At 60.9% G+C, this 19,235-nt stretch carries 17 protein-coding genes; 11 read left to right on the top strand and 6 right to left on the bottom strand.

Annotated features, from left to right (window positions below):
- Window positions 1-76: 76 nt before the first annotated feature.
- The 3 genes from AC1Z24_RS30985 to AC1Z24_RS30975 all read right to left on the bottom strand — a co-directional run bounded on the left by AC1Z24_RS30985 (window position 77) and on the right by AC1Z24_RS30975 (window position 3,403).
- Window positions 77-1,072, bottom strand: a complete 996-nt coding sequence (locus AC1Z24_RS30985) for an asparaginase (RefSeq protein ID WP_483744002.1) — start codon at window positions 1,070-1,072, stop codon at window positions 77-79.
- 155 nt (window positions 1,073-1,227) lie between these two features.
- Complete coding sequence (locus AC1Z24_RS30980; protein ID WP_483744001.1) at window positions 1,228-1,971, bottom strand: aspartate/glutamate racemase family protein; 744 nt, start codon at window positions 1,969-1,971, stop codon at window positions 1,228-1,230.
- Window positions 1,946-3,403 carry an alanine/glycine:cation symporter family protein gene (locus AC1Z24_RS30975; RefSeq protein WP_483744000.1) on the bottom strand — a complete coding sequence of 486 codons (1,458 nt, stop codon included), beginning with the start codon at window positions 3,401-3,403 and terminating at the stop codon, window positions 1,946-1,948. Before AC1Z24_RS30975 ends, AC1Z24_RS30980 begins: the two co-directional genes overlap by 26 nt.
- Window positions 3,404-3,592: 189 nt before the next feature.
- On the opposite strand from AC1Z24_RS30975, the gene AC1Z24_RS30970 reads away from it, so the two are divergent.
- Window positions 3,593-4,405, top strand: coding sequence for a helix-turn-helix domain-containing protein (locus tag AC1Z24_RS30970; RefSeq protein WP_483743999.1), 813 nt, complete (start codon window positions 3,593-3,595; stop codon window positions 4,403-4,405).
- A gap of 198 nt (window positions 4,406-4,603) precedes the next feature.
- On the opposite strand, the gene AC1Z24_RS30965 is transcribed toward AC1Z24_RS30970, so the two are convergent.
- A complete protein-coding gene (locus AC1Z24_RS30965; protein ID WP_483743998.1) occupies window positions 4,604-6,028 on the bottom strand; it encodes an aspartate ammonia-lyase in 1,425 nt (474 codons plus the stop codon).
- Between the two features lie 302 nt (window positions 6,029-6,330).
- Between AC1Z24_RS30965 and AC1Z24_RS30960 the strand changes: the two genes are divergently transcribed.
- The 6 genes from AC1Z24_RS30960 (at window position 6,331) to AC1Z24_RS30935 (ending at window position 10,818) form a co-directional block, all read left to right on the top strand.
- Window positions 6,331-7,230, top strand: a complete 900-nt coding sequence (locus tag AC1Z24_RS30960; RefSeq protein WP_483743997.1) for a LysR substrate-binding domain-containing protein — start codon at window positions 6,331-6,333, stop codon at window positions 7,228-7,230.
- A gap of 158 nt (window positions 7,231-7,388) precedes the next feature.
- A complete protein-coding gene (locus AC1Z24_RS30955) occupies window positions 7,389-7,946 on the top strand; it encodes a M12 family metallo-peptidase (RefSeq protein ID WP_483743996.1) in 558 nt (185 codons plus the stop codon).
- A gap of 213 nt (window positions 7,947-8,159) precedes the next feature.
- Entirely contained in the window at window positions 8,160-8,651 is a 492-nt protein-coding gene (purE, locus tag AC1Z24_RS30950; protein ID WP_259100904.1) for a 5-(carboxyamino)imidazole ribonucleotide mutase, read from the top strand.
- 9 nt (window positions 8,652-8,660) lie between these two features.
- Entirely contained in the window at window positions 8,661-9,743 is a 1,083-nt protein-coding gene (locus tag AC1Z24_RS30945; protein WP_483743995.1) for a 5-(carboxyamino)imidazole ribonucleotide synthase, read from the top strand.
- 212 nt (window positions 9,744-9,955) lie between these two features.
- Window positions 9,956-10,201, top strand: coding sequence for a GlsB/YeaQ/YmgE family stress response membrane protein (locus AC1Z24_RS30940; RefSeq protein ID WP_259100902.1), 246 nt, complete (start codon window positions 9,956-9,958; stop codon window positions 10,199-10,201).
- A gap of 83 nt (window positions 10,202-10,284) precedes the next feature.
- Window positions 10,285-10,818 (top strand): DUF3299 domain-containing protein, encoded by a 534-nt coding sequence (locus AC1Z24_RS30935; protein ID WP_259100901.1) that lies wholly within the window; start codon window positions 10,285-10,287, stop codon window positions 10,816-10,818.
- 10 nt (window positions 10,819-10,828) lie between these two features.
- Here the strand turns inward: AC1Z24_RS30935 and AC1Z24_RS30930 are convergent, their stop codons facing one another.
- Together AC1Z24_RS30930 and AC1Z24_RS30925 are read right to left on the bottom strand one after the other, a co-directional pair.
- Window positions 10,829-11,737: a D-hexose-6-phosphate mutarotase gene (locus AC1Z24_RS30930; RefSeq protein WP_483743994.1), complete on the bottom strand. Its 909-nt coding sequence runs from the start codon at window positions 11,735-11,737 to the stop codon at window positions 10,829-10,831.
- A gap of 18 nt (window positions 11,738-11,755) precedes the next feature.
- Entirely contained in the window at window positions 11,756-12,157 is a 402-nt protein-coding gene (locus AC1Z24_RS30925) for an acyl-CoA thioesterase (protein ID WP_259100899.1), read from the bottom strand.
- Window positions 12,158-12,637: 480 nt separating this feature from the next.
- Between AC1Z24_RS30925 and AC1Z24_RS30920 the strand changes: the two genes are divergently transcribed.
- The 4 genes from AC1Z24_RS30920 to pstA all read left to right on the top strand — a co-directional run bounded on the left by AC1Z24_RS30920 (window position 12,638) and on the right by pstA (window position 19,205).
- A complete protein-coding gene (locus AC1Z24_RS30920; protein WP_483746753.1) occupies window positions 12,638-13,924 on the top strand; it encodes an MFS transporter in 1,287 nt (428 codons plus the stop codon).
- Window positions 13,925-14,078: 154 nt separating this feature from the next.
- Window positions 14,079-15,050: a phosphate ABC transporter substrate-binding protein PstS family protein gene (locus tag AC1Z24_RS30915; RefSeq protein WP_259100898.1), complete on the top strand. Its 972-nt coding sequence runs from the start codon at window positions 14,079-14,081 to the stop codon at window positions 15,048-15,050.
- Window positions 15,051-15,233: 183 nt separating this feature from the next.
- Window positions 15,234-17,519, top strand: a complete 2,286-nt coding sequence (locus AC1Z24_RS30910; RefSeq protein WP_483743993.1) for an ABC transporter permease subunit — start codon at window positions 15,234-15,236, stop codon at window positions 17,517-17,519.
- 69 nt (window positions 17,520-17,588) lie between these two features.
- Window positions 17,589-19,205, top strand: coding sequence for a phosphate ABC transporter permease PstA (pstA, locus tag AC1Z24_RS30905; protein ID WP_483746752.1), 1,617 nt, complete (start codon window positions 17,589-17,591; stop codon window positions 19,203-19,205).
- Window positions 19,206-19,235 lie beyond the last annotated feature (30 nt).

Raw genomic sequence — 19,235 nt, 5'->3', positions numbered from 1 at the left:
TTGGCCGGATAGGGGGGAGCAAATCTTGTGCCGCGTCGCAGCGCAAAGCTGTAGGACCGGTCCTACGGCACCTCACTCAGCGCAGCTCGCCGCACAGATCCAGTTCAACCAATCGCCGCACTTCTTCGGTCGGCAAGCCTGAACCCAACAACGCATGCAGTTTGCCGAACGCTGCTTCGCGGGTCATGCCGCCGCCGGACAGCACGCCGACGCCACGCAGGCGGCTGCCGGCTTCGTAGACGTCCAGTTCCACACCGCCTTCATGGCATTGGGTGATGGCGACCACCACCAGCCCCTTGTCCTGCGCGCGCTTGAGGCTGGCGAGGAAGTCCGGGTTGTCGCTGGGGCCGGTGCCGCTGCCGAAGCATTCGAGGATCAGCGCGTGGATGCCGCTGTCGACCAGGCCATCGACCTGTGCCGCAGCGATGCCGGGAACCAGTGGCAATACGCCGACACTGGCCAGGCATTTCGGTTGGCGATAGTCCAGCGCTGCCGGGCGGGCGATGACCGGTTGGCCATTGCGCGAGCGTTGCAGCGCGGCGAAGGGGTGACGGCCGAAGCTGCGGATTTTCGCGCAACGGGTCGGCGCCAGCAGTTCGCCGTGGAAATACAGATGCACACCCGAGGCCAGGCCTTTGCTCAGGGCCAGCAGCGAGCCGTTGACGTTTTCCCAGGCATCGCTGTCTGCCACACCGGCAGGCAGCATGGAGCCGGTGAACAGCACCGGCGCGCTCAGACCCAGCAACTGGAAGCTCATGGCCGCCGCACTGTAGGCCAGGGTGTCGGTACCGTGCAGGATCAGCACGGCATCGCAACCTGCATCCACGGCTTCGATCACCGCTTCACGCAGGCGCTGCCAGTAGGTGGGGGTCATGTTGGCGCTGTCGATCAGTGGCGCCATTTCGCGAAAGCGCCACTGCGGCACTATCAGCTCAGGCTGCGCCGCCAGTTGCTCGGCCATGCGCGCCTCGAAACCCGAGGCCGGGGCCAGGCCATTGGCGCTGGCCTGCATGCCGATGGTGCCGCCGGTATAGAGCACCATGACCTGGCGGGCGGGTGTGACTGGGTTCATGGGTGTCTCCTGGAAAGTTGAGCGATAAGCCTTGGCCCTGTTGGAGCGAGCGGGCGGCGTTCCGACTTGCCCGCGAATACGGTCTTTCGATCTCTAAATATGTGTCGGATGTAACGGCCTCTCGCGGGCAAGCCTCGTTCCCACGGTCCGGATCGTCATATACACCGATCCAACATCGCCTCAGCCACCAGTTGGGTGACATCCACCAGCGTCTTGTCGGTCACGATATCGGCCACCAACGGCAGTTCCGTACAGGCCAGCAGCACTGTAGCGGATTCGATGGAGGCCAGCAGTTCCGCGAAACGCGAGCGCACGCCCGGATCTGCTGCGCCGAATACCTTGATGTCGTAGATCAACTGATGCAAAGCCTCGCCCTGCACAACGGGCTCAAACTCGACCGCTTCGCGCAAGTCGCTGTAGGGCGACCACTCGCCCAGTTCCGCCACCGGGCGGGCACCGAGCAGGCAGACCCGTTCCACACCACTGCGTTGCAGGTAGTCGTGCAACACGTCACGGAAGGAGATGAACTCGCTTTGCAGTGGCAGTTCGCGGATGCGTCCGGCAAACAGGTTGAGGGTGTTGCAGGCGATGCTGAAGGCGGCGACCTGGCCGTCCAGCGCGAGAATGTCGGCGTGCAGGGCACGCCAGACGGTCTCGGCGGTTTTCTCCAGCTCCATCGACAGACCCAGTTCAGGGTCTGAAACGATGGTCACTGCCGGGGCGTCGATATCACCGCGAAACGCCGGGCCGAGGCGCCGACGGTTCTCTTGCAGCAGCTTGGCCCACATATCCATACCGGCTTCGGGGCCGGAGCCGGTGATGATGCCCAGACTTGGCCGTGCGACATAGTCGCAACGGCTCAGGTCAGTGGACTCAGCGTTGGGTTTGCGCGGCGCCATGAGGCTGCGACTCGGGCTGAGTGGTCGCAGCGGGTGCGCTCGGGTTGGCAGGCCAGGCTTTGAGGTCGATATCCAGGTCGGCGAACTTGCTGGAGTCGAACACCGGCGTCTTGATCCCGGCTTTGCGCTGGTCATCGTAGTCACGCAGGATGCGCATGCCGACCTTGAACAGCAGCGCCAGGGCGATCAGGTTGACGAACGCCAGCAGGGTCATGGTGATGTCAGCGAAGGCGAACACGGTGCTCAGGTTCTCGACCGCACCCCAGAGGATCAGGGCCAGGACCAGTGCGCGGTAGCCGATCAGCGCCTTGCGGTTTTCACCGAGGATAAAGCGCAGGCTGTTTTCACCCAGGTAGTAGTTGTAGAGGATCGAGGTGAACACGAACAGGGCCAGGGCCACGCTGATGAACATCCGGCCCCATTCACCGACCACGGCGGCCAGGGAGTTCTGGGTCAGGGCAATACCGTCGCCTTCGAAGCCAGGGGTGTAGAAGCCCGACAGCAGGATTAGCAGGGCGGTACAGGTGCAGATCACGAAGGTATCGAGGAACACGCTGAACGCCTGGACCACGCCCTGTGCAACCGGGTGTTCGACCTGTGCGACAGCGGCCACGTTGGGCGCACTGCCCAGGCCCGCTTCGTTGGCGAATACGCCGCGTTTCACACCCATGACGATGGCGCTGCCGATCAGGCCGCCGAACGCCTGGTCAAGGCCGAAGGCGCTCTTGACGATGGTCGCCAGCATGGCCGGAACATGGTCGAACTGCAGGACGATCACGTAGATGGTCACGGCGATGTAGATCAGGGTCTTGACCGGCACCAGCAGGTCAGCGACCGCCGCGATGCGCTTGATCCCGCCGATGAATACCAGACCCAGCAGCACGGCCAGGCCGATACCGCTGTAGGTGGCGTCGATGCCGAAGGCGTTGTTCAGCGAGTGGGTCACGGCGTGGGATTGCAGGCCGTTGAAGGCGAAGCCGAAGGTCACCAGCAGCAGGACCGCCATGACCATGCCCCAGCCGCGATGGCCCAGGCCATGCTGGATGTAGTAGGACGGGCCGCCACGGAATTGCCCTTCGGAGTCGCAGCGCTTGTACAGCTGGCCCAGGGAGCATTCGAAGAAGCTGCTGGACATGCCGACCAGCGCGGTCACCCACATCCAGAATACGGCGCCAGGGCCACCCAGGGTCACGGCGATGCCGACACCGGCAATGTTGCCTGCACCGACCCGGCCGGCAAGGCTGAGCATCAGCGCCTGGAAGGAGCTGAGCTGGCCGGAGCTGCTGCGCAGGCTGTCACGGAACACCGCGAACATGTGGAAGAAGTGGCGCAATTGTACGAAGCGCGAGCGGATGGTGAAGTAGCTGCCGAGCCCGACAATGAGCACGATCAGTACTTTTCCGGAGAGGAAGTCGTTGATGACTTCGAGCATGGATGATTCCTCGCTGTTTTTCTTTTTTGGGCGAATGTGAACGGTTCGGGACGTTGCGCCACGACCCCGTTTTCCAGGGTGCAAATGGTTGGCGATCGCCGCGATCAGAGCAATTTCGCTGGTTGAGTGAAAGTGATGCGTGTTGATGCTATCTTCGCGTCTTCTAGCGCCATTCCGACGAGCTGTGCCATGCGTGAATACTTCCCCGCCAATTTGCAGTTGCTGTGTCGTCATTACCGCTCCATTGCCGAGGTCTGTCGCCAGCTGGGTATCAACCGCGCCCAGTTCAACAAATACCTCAGCGGGCAAAGTCTGCCGACGCCCTATAACCTCAAGCGCATCTGCGACTTCTTTGGCGTAGAGGAGTACGAGATCGGCCTGCCGGCTGAGCAGTTCGCCCGCTTGATCGGCGCCAAGGCCAAACCGAGCAGCGATGCCGCAGAGATGAGGGCGCCGCAGCAGATGCTCGAGCACCTGCGCCAACGCTCTTCCAACGAGTTACAGGTGCATGTGGGCTACTACCACGAGTACTACCACTCGATGTCGATGCCCGGTCATATCCTGTGTTCGCTGGTCCACCTGCGCGAAGAGGGCGGGCACTATACCTATGAGCGCACCGAACGTCTGCAAACTCGCGCCGCTCGCGGTGAGGACTACGAGCGCTATCGCTACCTGGGCGTGGCCTATTACCTGCAAAACCGTCTGTTTTTTGTTGATTACGAGTCACTGACCTCCAATGAAATCTGTCAGACCGTTTTGATTCCCAGCTACAAGAGCCGCATCACCCGTCTCAATGGCCTGAAGATCGGCGTGTCTTCCGCCGATCACCGCGCGCCGGCCTGTTCCCGGGTGGTCTGGGAATTTCTCGGCACCCAGATCAACCGCGTCAGCGCCTACCGCAAGGTGCGCCTGTACCTGCCGGACGACCTGGAGCTCGATGACGATCTGCGCGAGCGTCTGGCCCAGACGCAGATGGTTGATGGGTTGTTTCAGATCGCCTGAACCGCGGGATGCCTGACTCTATATTCCCTTCTGTGGGGCCGGCTTTAGCCGGGAATACGCCTTCCCGGCTAAAGCCGGTCCCACATTTGCCGTGCGTTTGGCTTTATATAAAAAAAGGGCCTGGAGCATGCGCTCCGGGCCCTCGAAAAGGTGAGAGGTGTCTAGTCCCTCAGCCTGGTGAGTGGTTTGCTGCGTCGGTCAGGCCTTGAGAGGCACCAGACGCGGGGCGATCATGTTTTCCGGGCGCAGGATGTCAGCGAGCATGGCGTCGTCCAGCAGGCCTTCTTCGCGCACCAGCTCCAGTACGCCACGGCCACTTTCCAGGGCGATGCGGGCGATACGGGTAGCGTTTTCATAGCCGATGTACGGGTTCAGCGCGGTGACCAGGCCGATGGAGTGTTCGACCAGCTCGCGGCAGCGATCTTCGTTGGCGGTGATGCCGACGATGCAGTGCTCGCGCAGCATGTCCATGGCGCGTTGCAGCAGGCGGATCGAGTCGAAGATCTTGTAGGCGATCAGCGGCTCCATCACGTTCAATTGCAGCTGGCCGCCTTCGGCCGCCATCGTCAGGGCCAGGTCGTTGCCGATGATTTCGAACGCCACCTGGTTGACTGCTTCCGGGATAACCGGGTTGACCTTGCCGGGCATGATCGAGCTGCCGGGCTGACGCGCTGGCAGGTTGATTTCATTGATGCCGGTACGTGGGCCGCTGGACAGCAGGCGCAGGTCGTTGCAGATCTTCGACAGCTTGACTGCAGTACGCTTGAGCATGCCGGAGAACAACACGAAGGCGCCCATGTCGGATGTGGCTTCGATCAGGTCGGCCGCCGGAACCAGTGGCTGACCGCTGATGATTGCCAGACGATCCACAGCCAGTTGCTGGTAGCCAGGGTCGGCGTTGATGCCGGTACCGATGGCGGTGCCGCCCAGGTTGACTTCGGTCAGCAGCTCCGGCGCCAGGCTACGCAGGCGATTGAGGTCTTCGTTCAGGGTGGTGGCGAAGGCGTGGAATTCCTGGCCGAGGGTCATCGGCACGGCGTCTTGCAGCTGGGTACGACCCATTTTCAGGACGTGGTTGAATTCCAGGCTCTTGGCCGAGAACGCCTGAATCAGACTGTCCAGACTGGCCAGCAGGGCGTCGTGGCCGAGCAGCAGACCCAGGCGGATCGCGGTTGGATAGGCGTCGTTGGTGGACTGCGCCATGTTCACGTCGTTGTTCGGGTGCAACTGTTTGTAATCGCCTTTTTCCAGACCCATGGCTTCCAGGGCAATGTTGGCGATGACCTCGTTGGCATTCATGTTGGTCGACGTACCGGCGCCGCCCTGAATCATGTCGACGACGAACTGCTCGTGGAAGTCGCCACGGATCACGCGGGCACAGGCTTCGCTGATGGCAGCGTGCTTGGTCGCGTTGAGGTGACCCAGCTGGTGGTTTGCGTCAGCCGCCGCCTGCTTGACCATGGCCAGGGCCACGACCAGTTTCGGGTAGTGCGAGATCGGCACACCGGAAAGATGGAAGTTATTCACTGCGCGCAGGGTCTGGATACCGTAATACGCATGGGAAGGTACTTCGAGAACACCGAGCAGGTCTTTTTCGATGCGCGATGATGCAGGCGAGGACATGATAGAGATAATCTCAGAATGGACACGGGAAGTGTCGGAACACCGCTGATACTGGGCTTTGCGAGCAATATTGACCAATGCTGTTAAACGCTGCCCCATGCCGGAACGGCATAATGTTGGTGTGACGATCTGGTTGTGATGGGCGTATGGGTTTATTTTAGGCAAAGGGCACACCGGGCCGATCATGCTCCATTCCTGACACTGCCCCATCGTCCTGTAAATACCGACCTGTAGGAAAACCGCATTTCAATTCAGATAGTGATGTTTTGTTTGATGAGCGCGACCATTTCACCGAGGACACCATGAATCTGGAAAGCAAATGGCTGGAGGACTTCAGCGCCCTGGCTGCCACCCGCAGCTTTTCCCAGGCGGCGGAGCGGCGCTTCGTTACCCAGCCGGCCTTCAGCCGACGCATCCGCAGCCTGGAGGCAGCGCTGGGCCTGACCCTGGTCAATCGTTCGCGCACCCCGATCGAGCTGACGGCGGCGGGCCAGCTGTTCTTGGTAACAGCACGCACGGTGGTCGAGCAACTGGGTGAAGTGCTCAGGCATTTGCATCATCTGGAAGGCGGCCAGGGTGAAGTCATTCAAGTTGCTGCGGCGCATTCCCTGGCCCTGGGCTTCTTCCCGCGCTGGATCGCCCAGTTGCGTAACGACGGTCTGAATATCGCCACACGCCTGGTGGCCACCAACGTCGGCGAGGCGGTGCATGCCCTGCGCGAAGGCGGCTGCGACCTGATGCTGGCATTCTACGATCCGGATGCGGCCTTGCAGATGGACAGCGAGATTTTCCCGTCGCTGCACCTGGGCCACACCGAAATGCTGCCGGTTTGCGCGGCGGATACCACTGGCCGACCGATGTTCGATCTGGAAAACGATGCCAGCGTGCCCTTGCTGGCCTACAGCGCCGGTGCCTTTCTCGGGCGTTCGGTGAATCTGCTGCTGCGCCAGCGCAATCTGCGTTTTACCACTGTTTATGAAACCGCCATGGCCGACAGTCTCAAAGGCATGGCGCTGGAAGGATTGGGGATTGCCTGGGTGCCGCGGCTGAGCATTTCGGCGGAACTGGCTCGCGGTGAGCTGGTGGTCTGCGGCGGCTTGCAGTGGCATGTGCCGCTGGAGATCCGCCTGTATCGCTGCGCCTTGGTGCGCAAGGCCAATGTGCGCCTGCTGTGGCGCAAGTTGGAGCAGGCCAGCGAGTGAATAAGGTGCGTGGTTTCCTACATATTCAAATGGAGGGGACTACGTTTCCTGCTTCTGCGGTCTGGATGTTTTTGCCCCGACTGTCTTGTAGCTTTTGATTCGAGCAACCTGCCATGGTGGCGGGCGCGCAGATTCAACCGTCTATAAGGAAATGAAATATGGCAAGGAAGCCTGTGAAGCTGTTTGTTTTTTATCACGATGATGTCGATACCGGGATACGCCGGATCGTCCCGCGCAATTACCTGCAAAGCTGCGTTCATGAGCTGGAAAAAGTCTGCGACCGTGAGTTCGTCATTGAATATCTGAGTTCCGTTCCAGGGATGACCGATATCGATTACAAGGGCGGCGAAGAATTCGTGCTTAAAGACTGGAGTCGTCGCGTCAGGGCGTTCGCGGGGCAGCGCGGATTGTCATTGGACCGGACTCATCGTTATTTGCTGGTGACCGGCGACAAGTTGAGCGAGTCGATTCTGGGGGTTACTTACGCAGGGCATTACGCCGTGATTGCGTCCCTGTATTCCTATCAGGTCATCGCCCATGAATTGGGCCATAGCTTCGGCGCGACCCACGAAGATGCCGAGTTGCAGTACAACGCGTTCGGGCTTGTCTGTGAAACCTATGTCTACCCTGATCGGCAGGTATCCAGGGCAAACTGTTACCAGTACAGCCTCAAAAATCGCCAGAATATCGCGGCCTTTCTGGGAGCGGTGGACTGAGATCGCCCCCGTCTCATCGGGCTCGAACGGACGCTGACGTTTCCCGCTGACTAATGGTCGCCAAAGGGGCTGTCTTCGCGCCGCTTTACGGTATACTGCGCGGCCTTTGGCCGGCTCGACCGGTCATTATTCGTACAGCAAGCCACGCCGGTCCTCCCGCGTGGCTTGTTTGTTTTTTGATGCGCCTGCGGGCGCCCGATGAGAGGCACGACGATGAGCGCACTGGTTGGCGTGATCATGGGCTCCAAGTCCGATTGGTCCACCCTTAGCCACACCGCCGATATGCTGGAAAAGCTCGGCATTCCGTACGAAGTCAAAGTGGTTTCGGCCCACCGTACGCCGGACCTGCTGTTCCAGTACGCCGAACAGGCCGAGGAGCGCGGGATTGAGGTGATCATCGCCGGTGCCGGTGGTGCCGCTCACCTGCCGGGCATGTGCGCAGCCAAGACCCATTTGCCGGTGCTGGGCGTGCCAGTCCAGTCGTCGATGCTGTCGGGTGTCGATTCGCTGCTGTCCATCGTACAGATGCCAGCGGGCATTCCGGTTGCTACCCTGGCCATCGGCAAGGCCGGTGCGATCAACGCCGCGCTGCTGTCGGCGAGCATCCTGGGCGCCAAGCATCCGCAATTCCACGCAGTGCTGAAGAAGTTCCGCACTGAGCAGACAGACAACGTCCTGGACAATCCAGACCCGCGCGACGCCTGAGGTTTTTCCATGAAGATCGGTGTAATCGGTGGCGGCCAGCTGGGTCGTATGTTGGCCCTGGCAGGTACGCCGCTGGGGATGAATTTCGCTTTTCTCGACCCTGCGCCGGACGCTTGCGCCGCTGCCCTGGGCGAGCATCTGCGTGCCGATTACGGCGATCAGGATCATCTGCGCCAGTTGGCCGATGAAGTCGATCTGGTGACCTTCGAGTTCGAAAGCGTGCCAGCGGAAACCGTCGCCTTCCTGTCGCAGTTCGTGCCGGTCTACCCGAGCGCTGAGGCGTTGCGCATTGCCCGCGATCGCTGGTTCGAGAAGAGCATGTTCAAGGACCTGGGCATTCCGACGCCCGAGTTCGCCGATATCCAGTCCCAGGCCGACCTGGACGCTGCGGTCGCCCGCATCGGCCTGCCTGCAGTACTGAAAACCCGGACTCTCGGTTACGACGGCAAGGGCCAGAAAGTCCTGCGCACGGCCGCTGATGTGGTCGATACCTTCGCCGAACTGGGCAGCGTGCCTTGCCTGCTGGAAGGCTTCGTGCCGTTCACTGGCGAAGTGTCGCTGATCGCGGTACGGGCCCGCGATGGCGAGACCCGTTTCTACCCGTTGGTGCACAACACCCACGACAACGGCATCCTGCGCCTGTCCATCGCCAGCACCGATCACCCGCTGCAGGGCCTGGCCGAAGACTATGTCGGTCGCGTGCTGCAAAAGCTCGATTACGTTGGTGTGATGGCTTTCGAATTCTTTGAAGTCGACGGCGGCCTCAAGGCCAACGAAATCGCCCCGCGAGTACACAACTCCGGGCACTGGACCACCGAAGGCGCCGAGTGCAGCCAGTTCGAAAACCACTTGCGGGCGGTCGCGGGCTTGCCACTGGGCTCCACGGCCAAGGTCGGCGAGAGCGCCATGCTCAACTTTATCGGTGAAGTGCCTGCGGTGGAGAAGGTCATTGCCATTGACGACTGCCACCTGCATCACTACGGCAAGGCGTTCAAGGTCGGCCGCAAGGTGGGTCATGCCACCGTACGCAGCGCCGATCGCGCGACTCTGGATCGTCATGTGAAGCTGGTTGAGGCGTTGATCAAGGGTTGATCGAGACTATAGGTTGGCCTCGTGTAGATACCTGTGGGACCGGCTTTAGCCGGGAATGCGTCTTCCCGGCTGAAGCCGGTCCCACAGGGTGTTCACAAAGTCTGCCTCACCGGGCCTGACATTGAACCATTTTGTTCCCAAGCCCCTCTGATAGCGTGCAGCCGTTGGCTGGCTAAGCTTGGGCCTTATTACTTCTTTCAGAGGAACATCGCATGGGTATCATCGGAACCATTTTTATTGGCTTGATCGTTGGCCTGCTGGCGCGGTTCCTGAAACCGGGCGATGACAGCATGGGCTGGATCATGACTATCCTGCTGGGCATCGGCGGTTCGCTGGCGGCTACTTATGGCGGTCAGGCGCTGGGTATCTATCAGGCAGGGCAGGGCGCGGGCTTTCTCGGCGCGCTGGTCGGTGCGATTATCCTGTTGGTCATCTACGGCATGATCAAAAAGAACTGATTCCCCTCATCTGGCGCTCTGCGCAGACCCGCGCAGGGCGCTAAGATAGCCGGCAATTTCAACTCCCCTTTGCCGAGCTCCTCATGCGTCGTCTTCTCTTTGTTTCCCTGTTGCTGGTGTCCGGGCTGGTGCATGCCGAACTGCCGGAAACCGACTGGCTGGAACTGATGCCCAAGTCGGATCAGAAAGCCCTCGAAGCCATGCCCGAAATCGACCACAACTCGCCTGAGGCGCAGGGGCGCTTTGACAGCAAGGGTGGCTTGAAACAGGCCAAGGGCCTGCCTGCGGTGATGTATTCGACCAAGACCGTGGCGGCAATGGACGGCAAGAATATTCGTCTGGGCGGCTATCCGGTGCCGCTGGAGACCGATGCCAAGGGTCGTAGCACGCTGTTCTTCCTTGTGCCTTACCCTGGCGCCTGCATTCATGTACCGCCACCGCCGCCCAATCAGATGGTGCTGGTGCGCTATCCGAAAGGCTTGAAGCTGGACGATATCTATACACCGCTGTGGGTGGTCGGCACGCTGAAGGTCGAGAAAGTCAGCAATGATCTGGCCGATGCGGCCTATGCGCTGGATGCGGGCAAGGTCCGCGTCGTCACCGAAGCGGACCTTTAAGCGCCGCTGCTTACAACGGTTCGGACCAGATACTCACGCCCATCACCTGCATGGCGCCCGGCTCGATGACCGCGACGTCTTCCAGGACGTTGGCGGTCTCGATGCAGACCATCCCTTGCCAGCCATCGGCCGCCATATCGCTGAAAGTCGCGGTCTTGGCGGTCCAGGGGTTCCAGATCACTGCCGACTGCGAGCCGAGGGCGCGAATGAAGATGCGCCGGTTCCAGGCCGGGTCATTGATCGCCAGGTGCTCCGGCGTGTCGAGGTAGATACGGTCGGTCTCGCCGGTAAACGTCAGCGCACCGGCCTGTTGACGTTCTTCTTCCCAGCTTTGCAGGGTGTCGAGGTAGTCGAGACCGTCGAGGCCTTCGACGCTGATCTCGCGCACATCGCTCACCGCGAAGTAGGTATGCAGGGCCTGACTCAAGGTCACGGCTTGGTCGCCCGCGTTATAGCTGACCAGGCTGACGTGCAACGCCTGATCCATGCGGATGCTCAGCTTCAGTGCGACATTGTGCGGCCAGCCCGGTAGCTTGCCTTCAGCCTGGGGCGCGATGAAGTCGATCAGCAGGGCATCGCCGTCCAGGCCCATGCCCATCAATTCCCAGTTCAGCGCCCGTACTTCACCGTGAGCCTTGGCCGCATCGTCGCTCTGGCGCATGGCCTGAACGCTGTCCGGGTTGCGCTCCAGGTTGCCGAACCAGGGCCAGCACACCGGCATGCCGCCGCGGATGGCCTTGCCCTGCTTGAATACCGCCGCAGGGTTGGACCAGATCAACGGCTCATGGCCGTCGCGTTGGTAGCTGACGATGTGCGCGCCCTGTTGGGCAATCACCAGCTCGGCGCCGTCGTGGCGGATACGCCAGGCGTTCAGTTCACCCAGCTGGATGGATTCGACTTCAGGTTGGGCTATGGACATGGAACCTTCTCTCTTTCTTTATCGACGGGCCGGGACCGAGCGGGTGCGACCGCTGCCATCGATGGCGACGAAGACGAAGACTGCTTCGGTCACTTTGCGCCATTCGCTGGACAGGGGGTCGTCGCTCCAGACTTCGACCATCATCTGGATCGAGCTGCGGCCGATTTCCAGGGTCTGGGTATAGAAGGACAGCTGCGCGCCTACTGCAACCGGGACCAGGAAGGCCATGCGGTCAATTGCAACGGTGGCCACGCGACCGCCGGCGACACGGCTGGCCATTGCGGTGCCAGCCAGGTCCATCTGGGATACCAGCCAGCCGCCGAAAATATCGCCGAAACCGTTGGTTTCACGGGGCAATGCGGTGATTTGCAGGGCAAGGTCGCCTTGCGGGATGGGATCTTCTTGTTCGAGCTCGATCATGCCTAGGGTGCCTCTGACCCATGACTCTTGGTGTTCTTGCTGCGGTTGAAAGGCGCCAGTCAATACGATTCATGTGAACGTGATGCGTTCACCACTGATGGCCGCGCTTAAGGGAGAAACTCTGCCAAGACGGCTCTGGAAGTGGCCTTGGCACAGCATCTACGGAAACAGGATTCGCTACGTTTTCACCCAACCCTGTCTAGCCCGGCGGTTGCCGAGTATATCGGGGCAGACGTCACAGGACGACTGTCGGGTAGGGTTTTCGGCCCATCGGCCGCTTATGCCTGTGTGCTTTTTGAAACAATTTGCTATCGTGCCGGACCTATTCAAGGCTACAGCGCTTCTTTTGTACGCAATTTTGGTGCCGATATACCCATTGGCCGAAATAATCTTGCCCGCAAACCGTTCGGTTATCCCCGACGCTGCTGATGGCCAGCAAACTCAAAAGTGCCTCACAGAGAAACCATTTTCATGTCTTCCGTGCCTTCAAGTAACGCGCAGCAGTCGCGTCCATTGACCCGTAATGACTACAAGACGCTGTCGCTGTCCGCGCTGGGCGGCGCCCTTGAGTTCTACGACTTCATCATTTTCGTGTTCTTCGCGGCAGTGGTCGGCAAGCTGTTCTTCCCGGTCGATATGCCCGAGTGGCTGCGCATGATGCAGACCTTCGGCATCTTCGCCGCTGGCTACCTGGCCCGTCCGTTGGGCGGCATTGTCATGGCGCACTTCGGTGACCTGCTGGGCCGCAAGAAAATGTTCACCCTGAGCATTTTCCTCATGGCTGTGCCGACGCTGATCATGGGCCTGCTGCCGACCTACGCGCAGATCGGCCTGTGGGCCCCGGTGTTGCTGCTGTTGATGCGCATCATCCAGGGCGCGGCCATCGGTGGTGAAGTGCCGGGCGCCTGGGTGTTCGTCTCCGAGCACGTTCCGGCGCGGCATATCGGCTACGCCTGCGGCACCCTGACCAGTGGCCTGACGGCGGGGATCCTCCTCGGCTCGCTGGTCGCGACCCTGATCAACAGCCTCTACAGCCCGGCCGAAGTCTCGGACTACGCCTGGCGGATTCCTTTCCTGCTTGGCGGTGTGTTTGGTCTGCTGTCGGTTTACCTGCGCCGCTGGCTGCACGAGACCCCGGTATTCGCCGAGCTGCAGCTGCGCAAGCAACTGGCCGAAGAAGTGCCGCTCAAGGCTGTATTGCGTGACCATCGCGGTGCGGTGGTGCTCTCGATGCTGCTGACCTGGCTGCTGTCGGCAGGTGTGGTGGTGGTGATCCTGATGACCCCGACCCTGCTGCAGACGCCGGTATACGGCTTCTCGGCGGCCACGGCCCTCAAGGCCAACAGCCTGGCCATCGTGTTCCTGAGCCTGGGTTGCATCGGTGCCGGAGCCCTGGCGGACCGTTTCGGCGCCGGACGGGTGTTCCTGTTCGGTGGTCTGGGGCTGCTGCTCAGCTCCTGGACCTTCTATCACACCGTCGCAGCCAGCCCTGATCTGCTGTTCCCGCTGTATGCCGTGACCGGCCTGTTTGTCGGCACCATCGGTGCAGTGCCTTACGTGATGGTCAAGGCGTTCCCGCCAAAGGTGCGCTTCACCGGTCTGTCGTTCTCCTACAACCTGGCCTACGCGATTTTCGGCGGGCTGACGCCGATGGTAGTGACGCTGATGCTTAAGACCAGTCCTATGGGACCAGCCTGGTATGTCGCCATTCTCTGCGGTATGGGTGTAGGAATCGGCCTGTATCTGATGGCGAAAGAGCGTCGCTGACACATCGCGTTTCACTCTCGCTGCAAAATAAGGCTATCCAGCGCCCGTCGTTGGATGGCCTTTCATTTAAATGTCACAAACTATTCATAGAGTGTTCATCCGGCAAACCAAGACCCACGGCCGGACTATTCATTTTTGTTGCCAGGAGATTGGCATGACACTCAAGAGTTTGATAACCGCACTGGCTTTCAGTATTGCCGGGGTTATCGCCACCAACGCAGTCGCTGCTGTCGACCCTGCCATTGCGTCCTACGTGAAAACGCCGGGTGTCTCGGGCAATCTGTCCAGCGTTGGTTCGGATACGCTCGCCAATCTCATGACCCTGTGGGCCGAGGCTTATAAAAAGGAATACCCAAGCGTCAACATTCAGATTCAGGCGGCCGGTTCTTCCACTGCGCCCCCGGCCCTGACCGAAGGCACTGCCAACCTCGGCCCGATGAGCCGCAAGATGAAAGACGGCGAACTGTCGGCATTCGAGCAGAAGCACGGGTACAAACCGACGGCGATTCCGGTGGCGGTTGATGCCCTGGCGATCTTCGTGCACAAGGACAACCCCATCAAGGGCCTGACCATGCGCCAAGTCGACGCGATCTTTTCCGCGACCCGCCTGTGCGGCGCCAGGAACGAGGTCAAGACCTGGGGCGATCTGGGCGTGACCGGCGCCTTGGCGATCAAACCGGTGCAGCTGTTCGGGCGCAATTCGGTATCGGGCACCTACGGCTATTTCAAGGAAGAAGCGCTGTGCAAGGGTGACTTCAAGGCCAACGTCAATGAACAGCCGGGGTCGGCCTCGGTGGTGAGTTCGATCAGCAGTTCGCTCAACGGTATCGGTTATTCAGGCATCGGTTACAAGACCTCCAGCGTACGCACGGTGCCTCTGGCCCGGCAGGAAGGCGGGGAGTTTATCGAGGACAACGAAGTCAACGCGCTCAATGGCAGCTATCCACTGGCGCGTTTCCTTTATCTCTACGTGAACAAGGCGCCGAACAAGCCCTTGGCGCCGCTGGAAGCGGAGTTCGTCAAACTGGTGTTGTCGCGCCAGGGCCAGGAAGTGGTGACCAAAGACGGTTATATTCCGCTACCGGCCAAGGTTGTCAGCAAGGCGCTGGCTGATCTGGGGTTGTAGAACGCGCTGCGATATCGCGACAAATACATAATCTGTGGGAGCGCGGCTTGCCCGCGAAATTGGCAGCGCATAGTGTCAGGCATATCGCGTCGAGCCATTCGCGGGCAAGCCTCGCTCCCACCGAAGCCTTTGATGTCATCAACCAGTAATGTTTTTGTAACAAGGGATCTCTAGGGTGTGCGGATGAATGAGCTGGCCAACTCCACAATGACTCAGGATTCGTCACCGCAGCGCATCGACTTCAATACCCCGGAGCTAAAACGCAAGCGTCGTGTTCGTGCCTTGAAAGATCGCCTGACCCGTTGGTACGTCGCCATCGGTGGCCTTGCCGTGCTCGCCGCAATTACCCTGATTTTCTTCTATCTGGCCTACGTGGTGGCACCGCTGTTCCAGGGTGCGAAGCTGACCAGCGCCAATGAGCTGACTCCCGGCTGGCTGCAGGACAGCGGCAAACCGCTGATGCTTTCCCTTGAGGAGCAGAATCAGGTTGGCATGCGCATCTCCGACAAGGGCGAGGCTATTTTCTTCAATCTGGATGATGGTGCGCTGCTCAAACGCGTCAGCCTGCCGCTGCCCGCAGGCACGTACGTCAGCTCCATCGCCCAGGATCAGCCCGGCTCGCCGCTGGTCGCGCTGGGTTTGTCCAATGGCCAGGTGCTGGTGCTCAAGCACACCTATCCGATTTCCTACCCCGACAACAAGAAAACCATCACGCCGACCATCGCCTGGCCCTATGGCCTTGCGCCGTTGGTGCTGGATGACGAAGGTCGGCCCGTGGAGCACATCAGTCTCAACGCGGGAGTGAATTCCTTGCTGTTGGCGGGCACCACCGGTTCGCAGCTGCATGTGCTGGCGCTGGAACAGAAAGAAAACCTGCTGACCGGTGATACGGCGGTCCAGCAGGTCAGCATCGACTTGCCGCAAGTCTCGGCCATCGTCAAAGCCCTTTATATCGACCCGCGTCAACAGTGGCTGTATGTGATCAATGGCCGCGCCCAGGCCGATGTCTTCAACCTGCGCGACCGTACCCTCAATGGCCGTTACAAGCTGGTCGAGGATGCCAATACCGAAATCACCGCCAGTGCTCAACTGGTTGGCGGCGTATCGTTGCTGCTGGGTAACTCCCGGGGTGGCCTGGCCCAGTGGTTCATGGCGCGCGATACCGACGGCGAACAACGCCTGATGCATATCCGCGACTTCCAGCTGGGTACCACGCCCATCGCGCAGATTACCGCCGAGCAGCGGCGCAAGGGCTTTATCGCTCTGGATGTGACCGGCGCACTGGGTGTGTTCCACAGCACCGCCCACCGCACCCTGCTGACCGAGCAGGTGGCCAACGGAGCTGGCGTGCTGGCCATGTCGCCGCGTGCCGACCGGGTTGTCCTCGAAGCTGCAGGCAAGTTGCAGCCGATGACGTTGAAGAATCCGCACCCGGAAGTGTCCTGGAGCGCGCTGTGGGGCAAGGTCTGGTACGAAAACTACGACTCGCCGCAGTACGTCTGGCAGTCGACGGCTTCCAACAGTGATTTCGAACCCAAGCTGAGCCTGGCGCCGCTGACCTACGGCACGTTGAAAGCTGCGTTCTACGCCATGTTCCTCGCCGCGCCCCTGGCGATTGCCGCTGCGATTTACACTGCCTACTTCATGGCCCCCGGCATGCGCCGCAAGGTCAAGCCGGTGATCGAGCTGATGGAAGCCATGCCTACGGTCATTCTTGGCTTCTTTGCCGGGCTGTTCCTGGCGCCCTACCTGGAAGCGCACCTGCCGGGTGTCTTCAGCCTGCTGCTGTTTACGCCGCTGGGCATTCTGCTGGCGGGCTTTGCCTGGAGCCGCCTGCCGGACTCCATTCGCCTGCGAGTGCCCGATGGCTGGGAGAGCGCGATTCTGATCCCGGTAGTGCTGCTGGTGGGTTGGGTGTCCCTGGGCATGAGCTCGCATCTTGAGAACTGGTTCTTTGGCGGCGACATGCGTCAGTGGATCACCGACGATCTGCGCATCACCTACGACCAGCGCAACGCCCTGGTGGTAGGTCTGGCCATGGGCTTTGCGGTGATTCCGAATATTTACTCGATTGCCGAAGACGCCATTTTCAGCGTGCCGCGCGGCCTGACCCTGGGCTCCCTGGCTCTGGGTGCCACACCGTGGCAGACCCTGACCCGGGTGGTGATCCTCACCGCCAGCCCTGGCATCTTCTCGGCGCTGATGATCGGCATGGGCCGTGCCGTCGGCGAAACCATGATCGTGCTCATGGCTACGGGCAATACGCCGATCATGGATATGAACCTGTTCGAAGGCATGCGGACCCTTGCCGCCAACGTCGCCGTGGAAATGCCGGAATCGGAAGTGGGGGGCAGCCACTATCGCGTGCTGTTCCTCGCCGCGTTGGTGTTGCTGGTCTTCACCTTTGTGATGAACACCGTGGCAGAGCTGATTCGTCAGCGCCTGCGCAAAAAATACTCGTCTCTCTAAGGAAGCTAAGCGTCAGTGAAACAGGACTCCCTCAAGAGCTGGATCAAAAGCGGCGCCCCTGGCGTGTGGATGAGTGCGGGCGCTGTTTCCATCGCCGTGATCATGACCCTGGGCCTGCTGCTGATCATTGCCGTGCGCGGCCTGGGGCACTTCTGGCCGGCTGATCTGCTGTCCGCGCAATACACGGTGCCGGGCCTGCAGGCGCAGCCGGTGATCGGCGAGGTGGTGCAGCAGGAACTGGTGCCGCGGGCGCGGCTCAAGGCGGCGGGCATGCCGGTGTCCGAGCAGGGTCCGGAGTTGATGACCCGTGAGCTACTGAAGGTCGGCAATCGCGACAGCAACCCCAGCGACTTCACCTGGGTGGTGGGCGAGTGGCTGAGCGATCAGCAACATCCTGCCGAGTTGATGACCCTGGAGCGCCGCGAGTGGGGCAACTTCTACGGCTATCTGGTGAATATCAAGGAAGGTGGCAAAGTCATCGCCGAAGGGCAGGCCGCATGGCCGATCCTGCAAGAGCGGATCAAGCGCGTGGCTGATCTGGCCGAGCAGTTGAACAAGCTGGAAAAGAAAGACATCGGTGCCATCAACCACAGCATCGAACAGCTGCGCCTTGAGCGGCGCAAACTGGAGTTGAAAGGTACGCTCGACGCCGCCGCACAGGCGGACCTGGACGCCGAGCGTGCCGAGCTGGATGCCCGCTACAAAGTCATCGAGGCGCAACTGGGCGGTCTGCATGAAGCGGTCAACCGCGACAGCCTGACCGCCCGTGAGGCCGATGGCCGGGAAGTCGAGGTCAACCTGGGCAAGGTGGTGCACGCTTATCAGCCCAATGCCATGGGCACGGCGGCCAAGACGGGTTTCTACTTCAGCAAGCTGTGGGAATTCCTCAGTGAAGACCCGCGTGAGGCGAATACCGAAGGCGGTATCTTCCCGGCGATTTTCGGCACGGTAATGATGACGCTGATCATGGCGATCATTGTCACGCCCTTTGGTGTACTGGCCGCGATCTACCTGCGTGAGTACGCCCGGCAAGGCCCGGTGACCCGCTTGATCCGTATTGCCGTGAACAACCTGGCCGGGGTTCCGGCCATTGTCTACGGCGTGTTCGGCCTGGGCTTTTTCGTCTATGTGCTGGGCGGCTCTATTGACCGGTTGTTCTTTGCCGAGTCCCTGCCCGCGCCGACTTTCGGTACGCCGGGCCTGTTATGGGCCTCGCTGACTTTGGCGCTGCTGGCCGTGCCGGTGGTCATCGTCGCCACCGAGGAAGGCCTGGCGCGTATCCCCCTGACCATCCGCGAAGGCTCGCTGGCCCTGGGCGCCACCAAGGCCGAGACGCTGTGGAAGATCGTTCTGCCCATGGCTACCCCGGCGATGATGACGGGTCTGATCCTCGCCGTGGCCCGCGCCGCCGGTGAAGTGGCGCCGCTGATGCTGGTCGGGGTAGTCAAGCTGGCGCCATCGCTGCCGGTGGATGGCAACTACCCTTATCTGCATCTGGATCAGAAGATCATGCACCTTGGGTTCCATATTTATGACGTCGGTTTCCAGAGCCCCAACGTCGAAGCCGCACGGCCGCTGGTGTACGCCACCGCGCTGTTGCTGGTGCTGGTGATTGCCCTGCTTAACCTGTCGGCCGTAGCGATCCGCAATCATTTGCGTGAGAAGTACAAGGCGCTGGACAGCTGATCGTAGTGGCCGCGACTGCGCGGTCAAACC

This window comes from Pseudomonas sp. JL23 (assembly GCF_056933585.1).
Note: the sequence above shows the minus strand (reverse complement) of the source record. Positions and strands in the feature narration are given on the sequence as shown.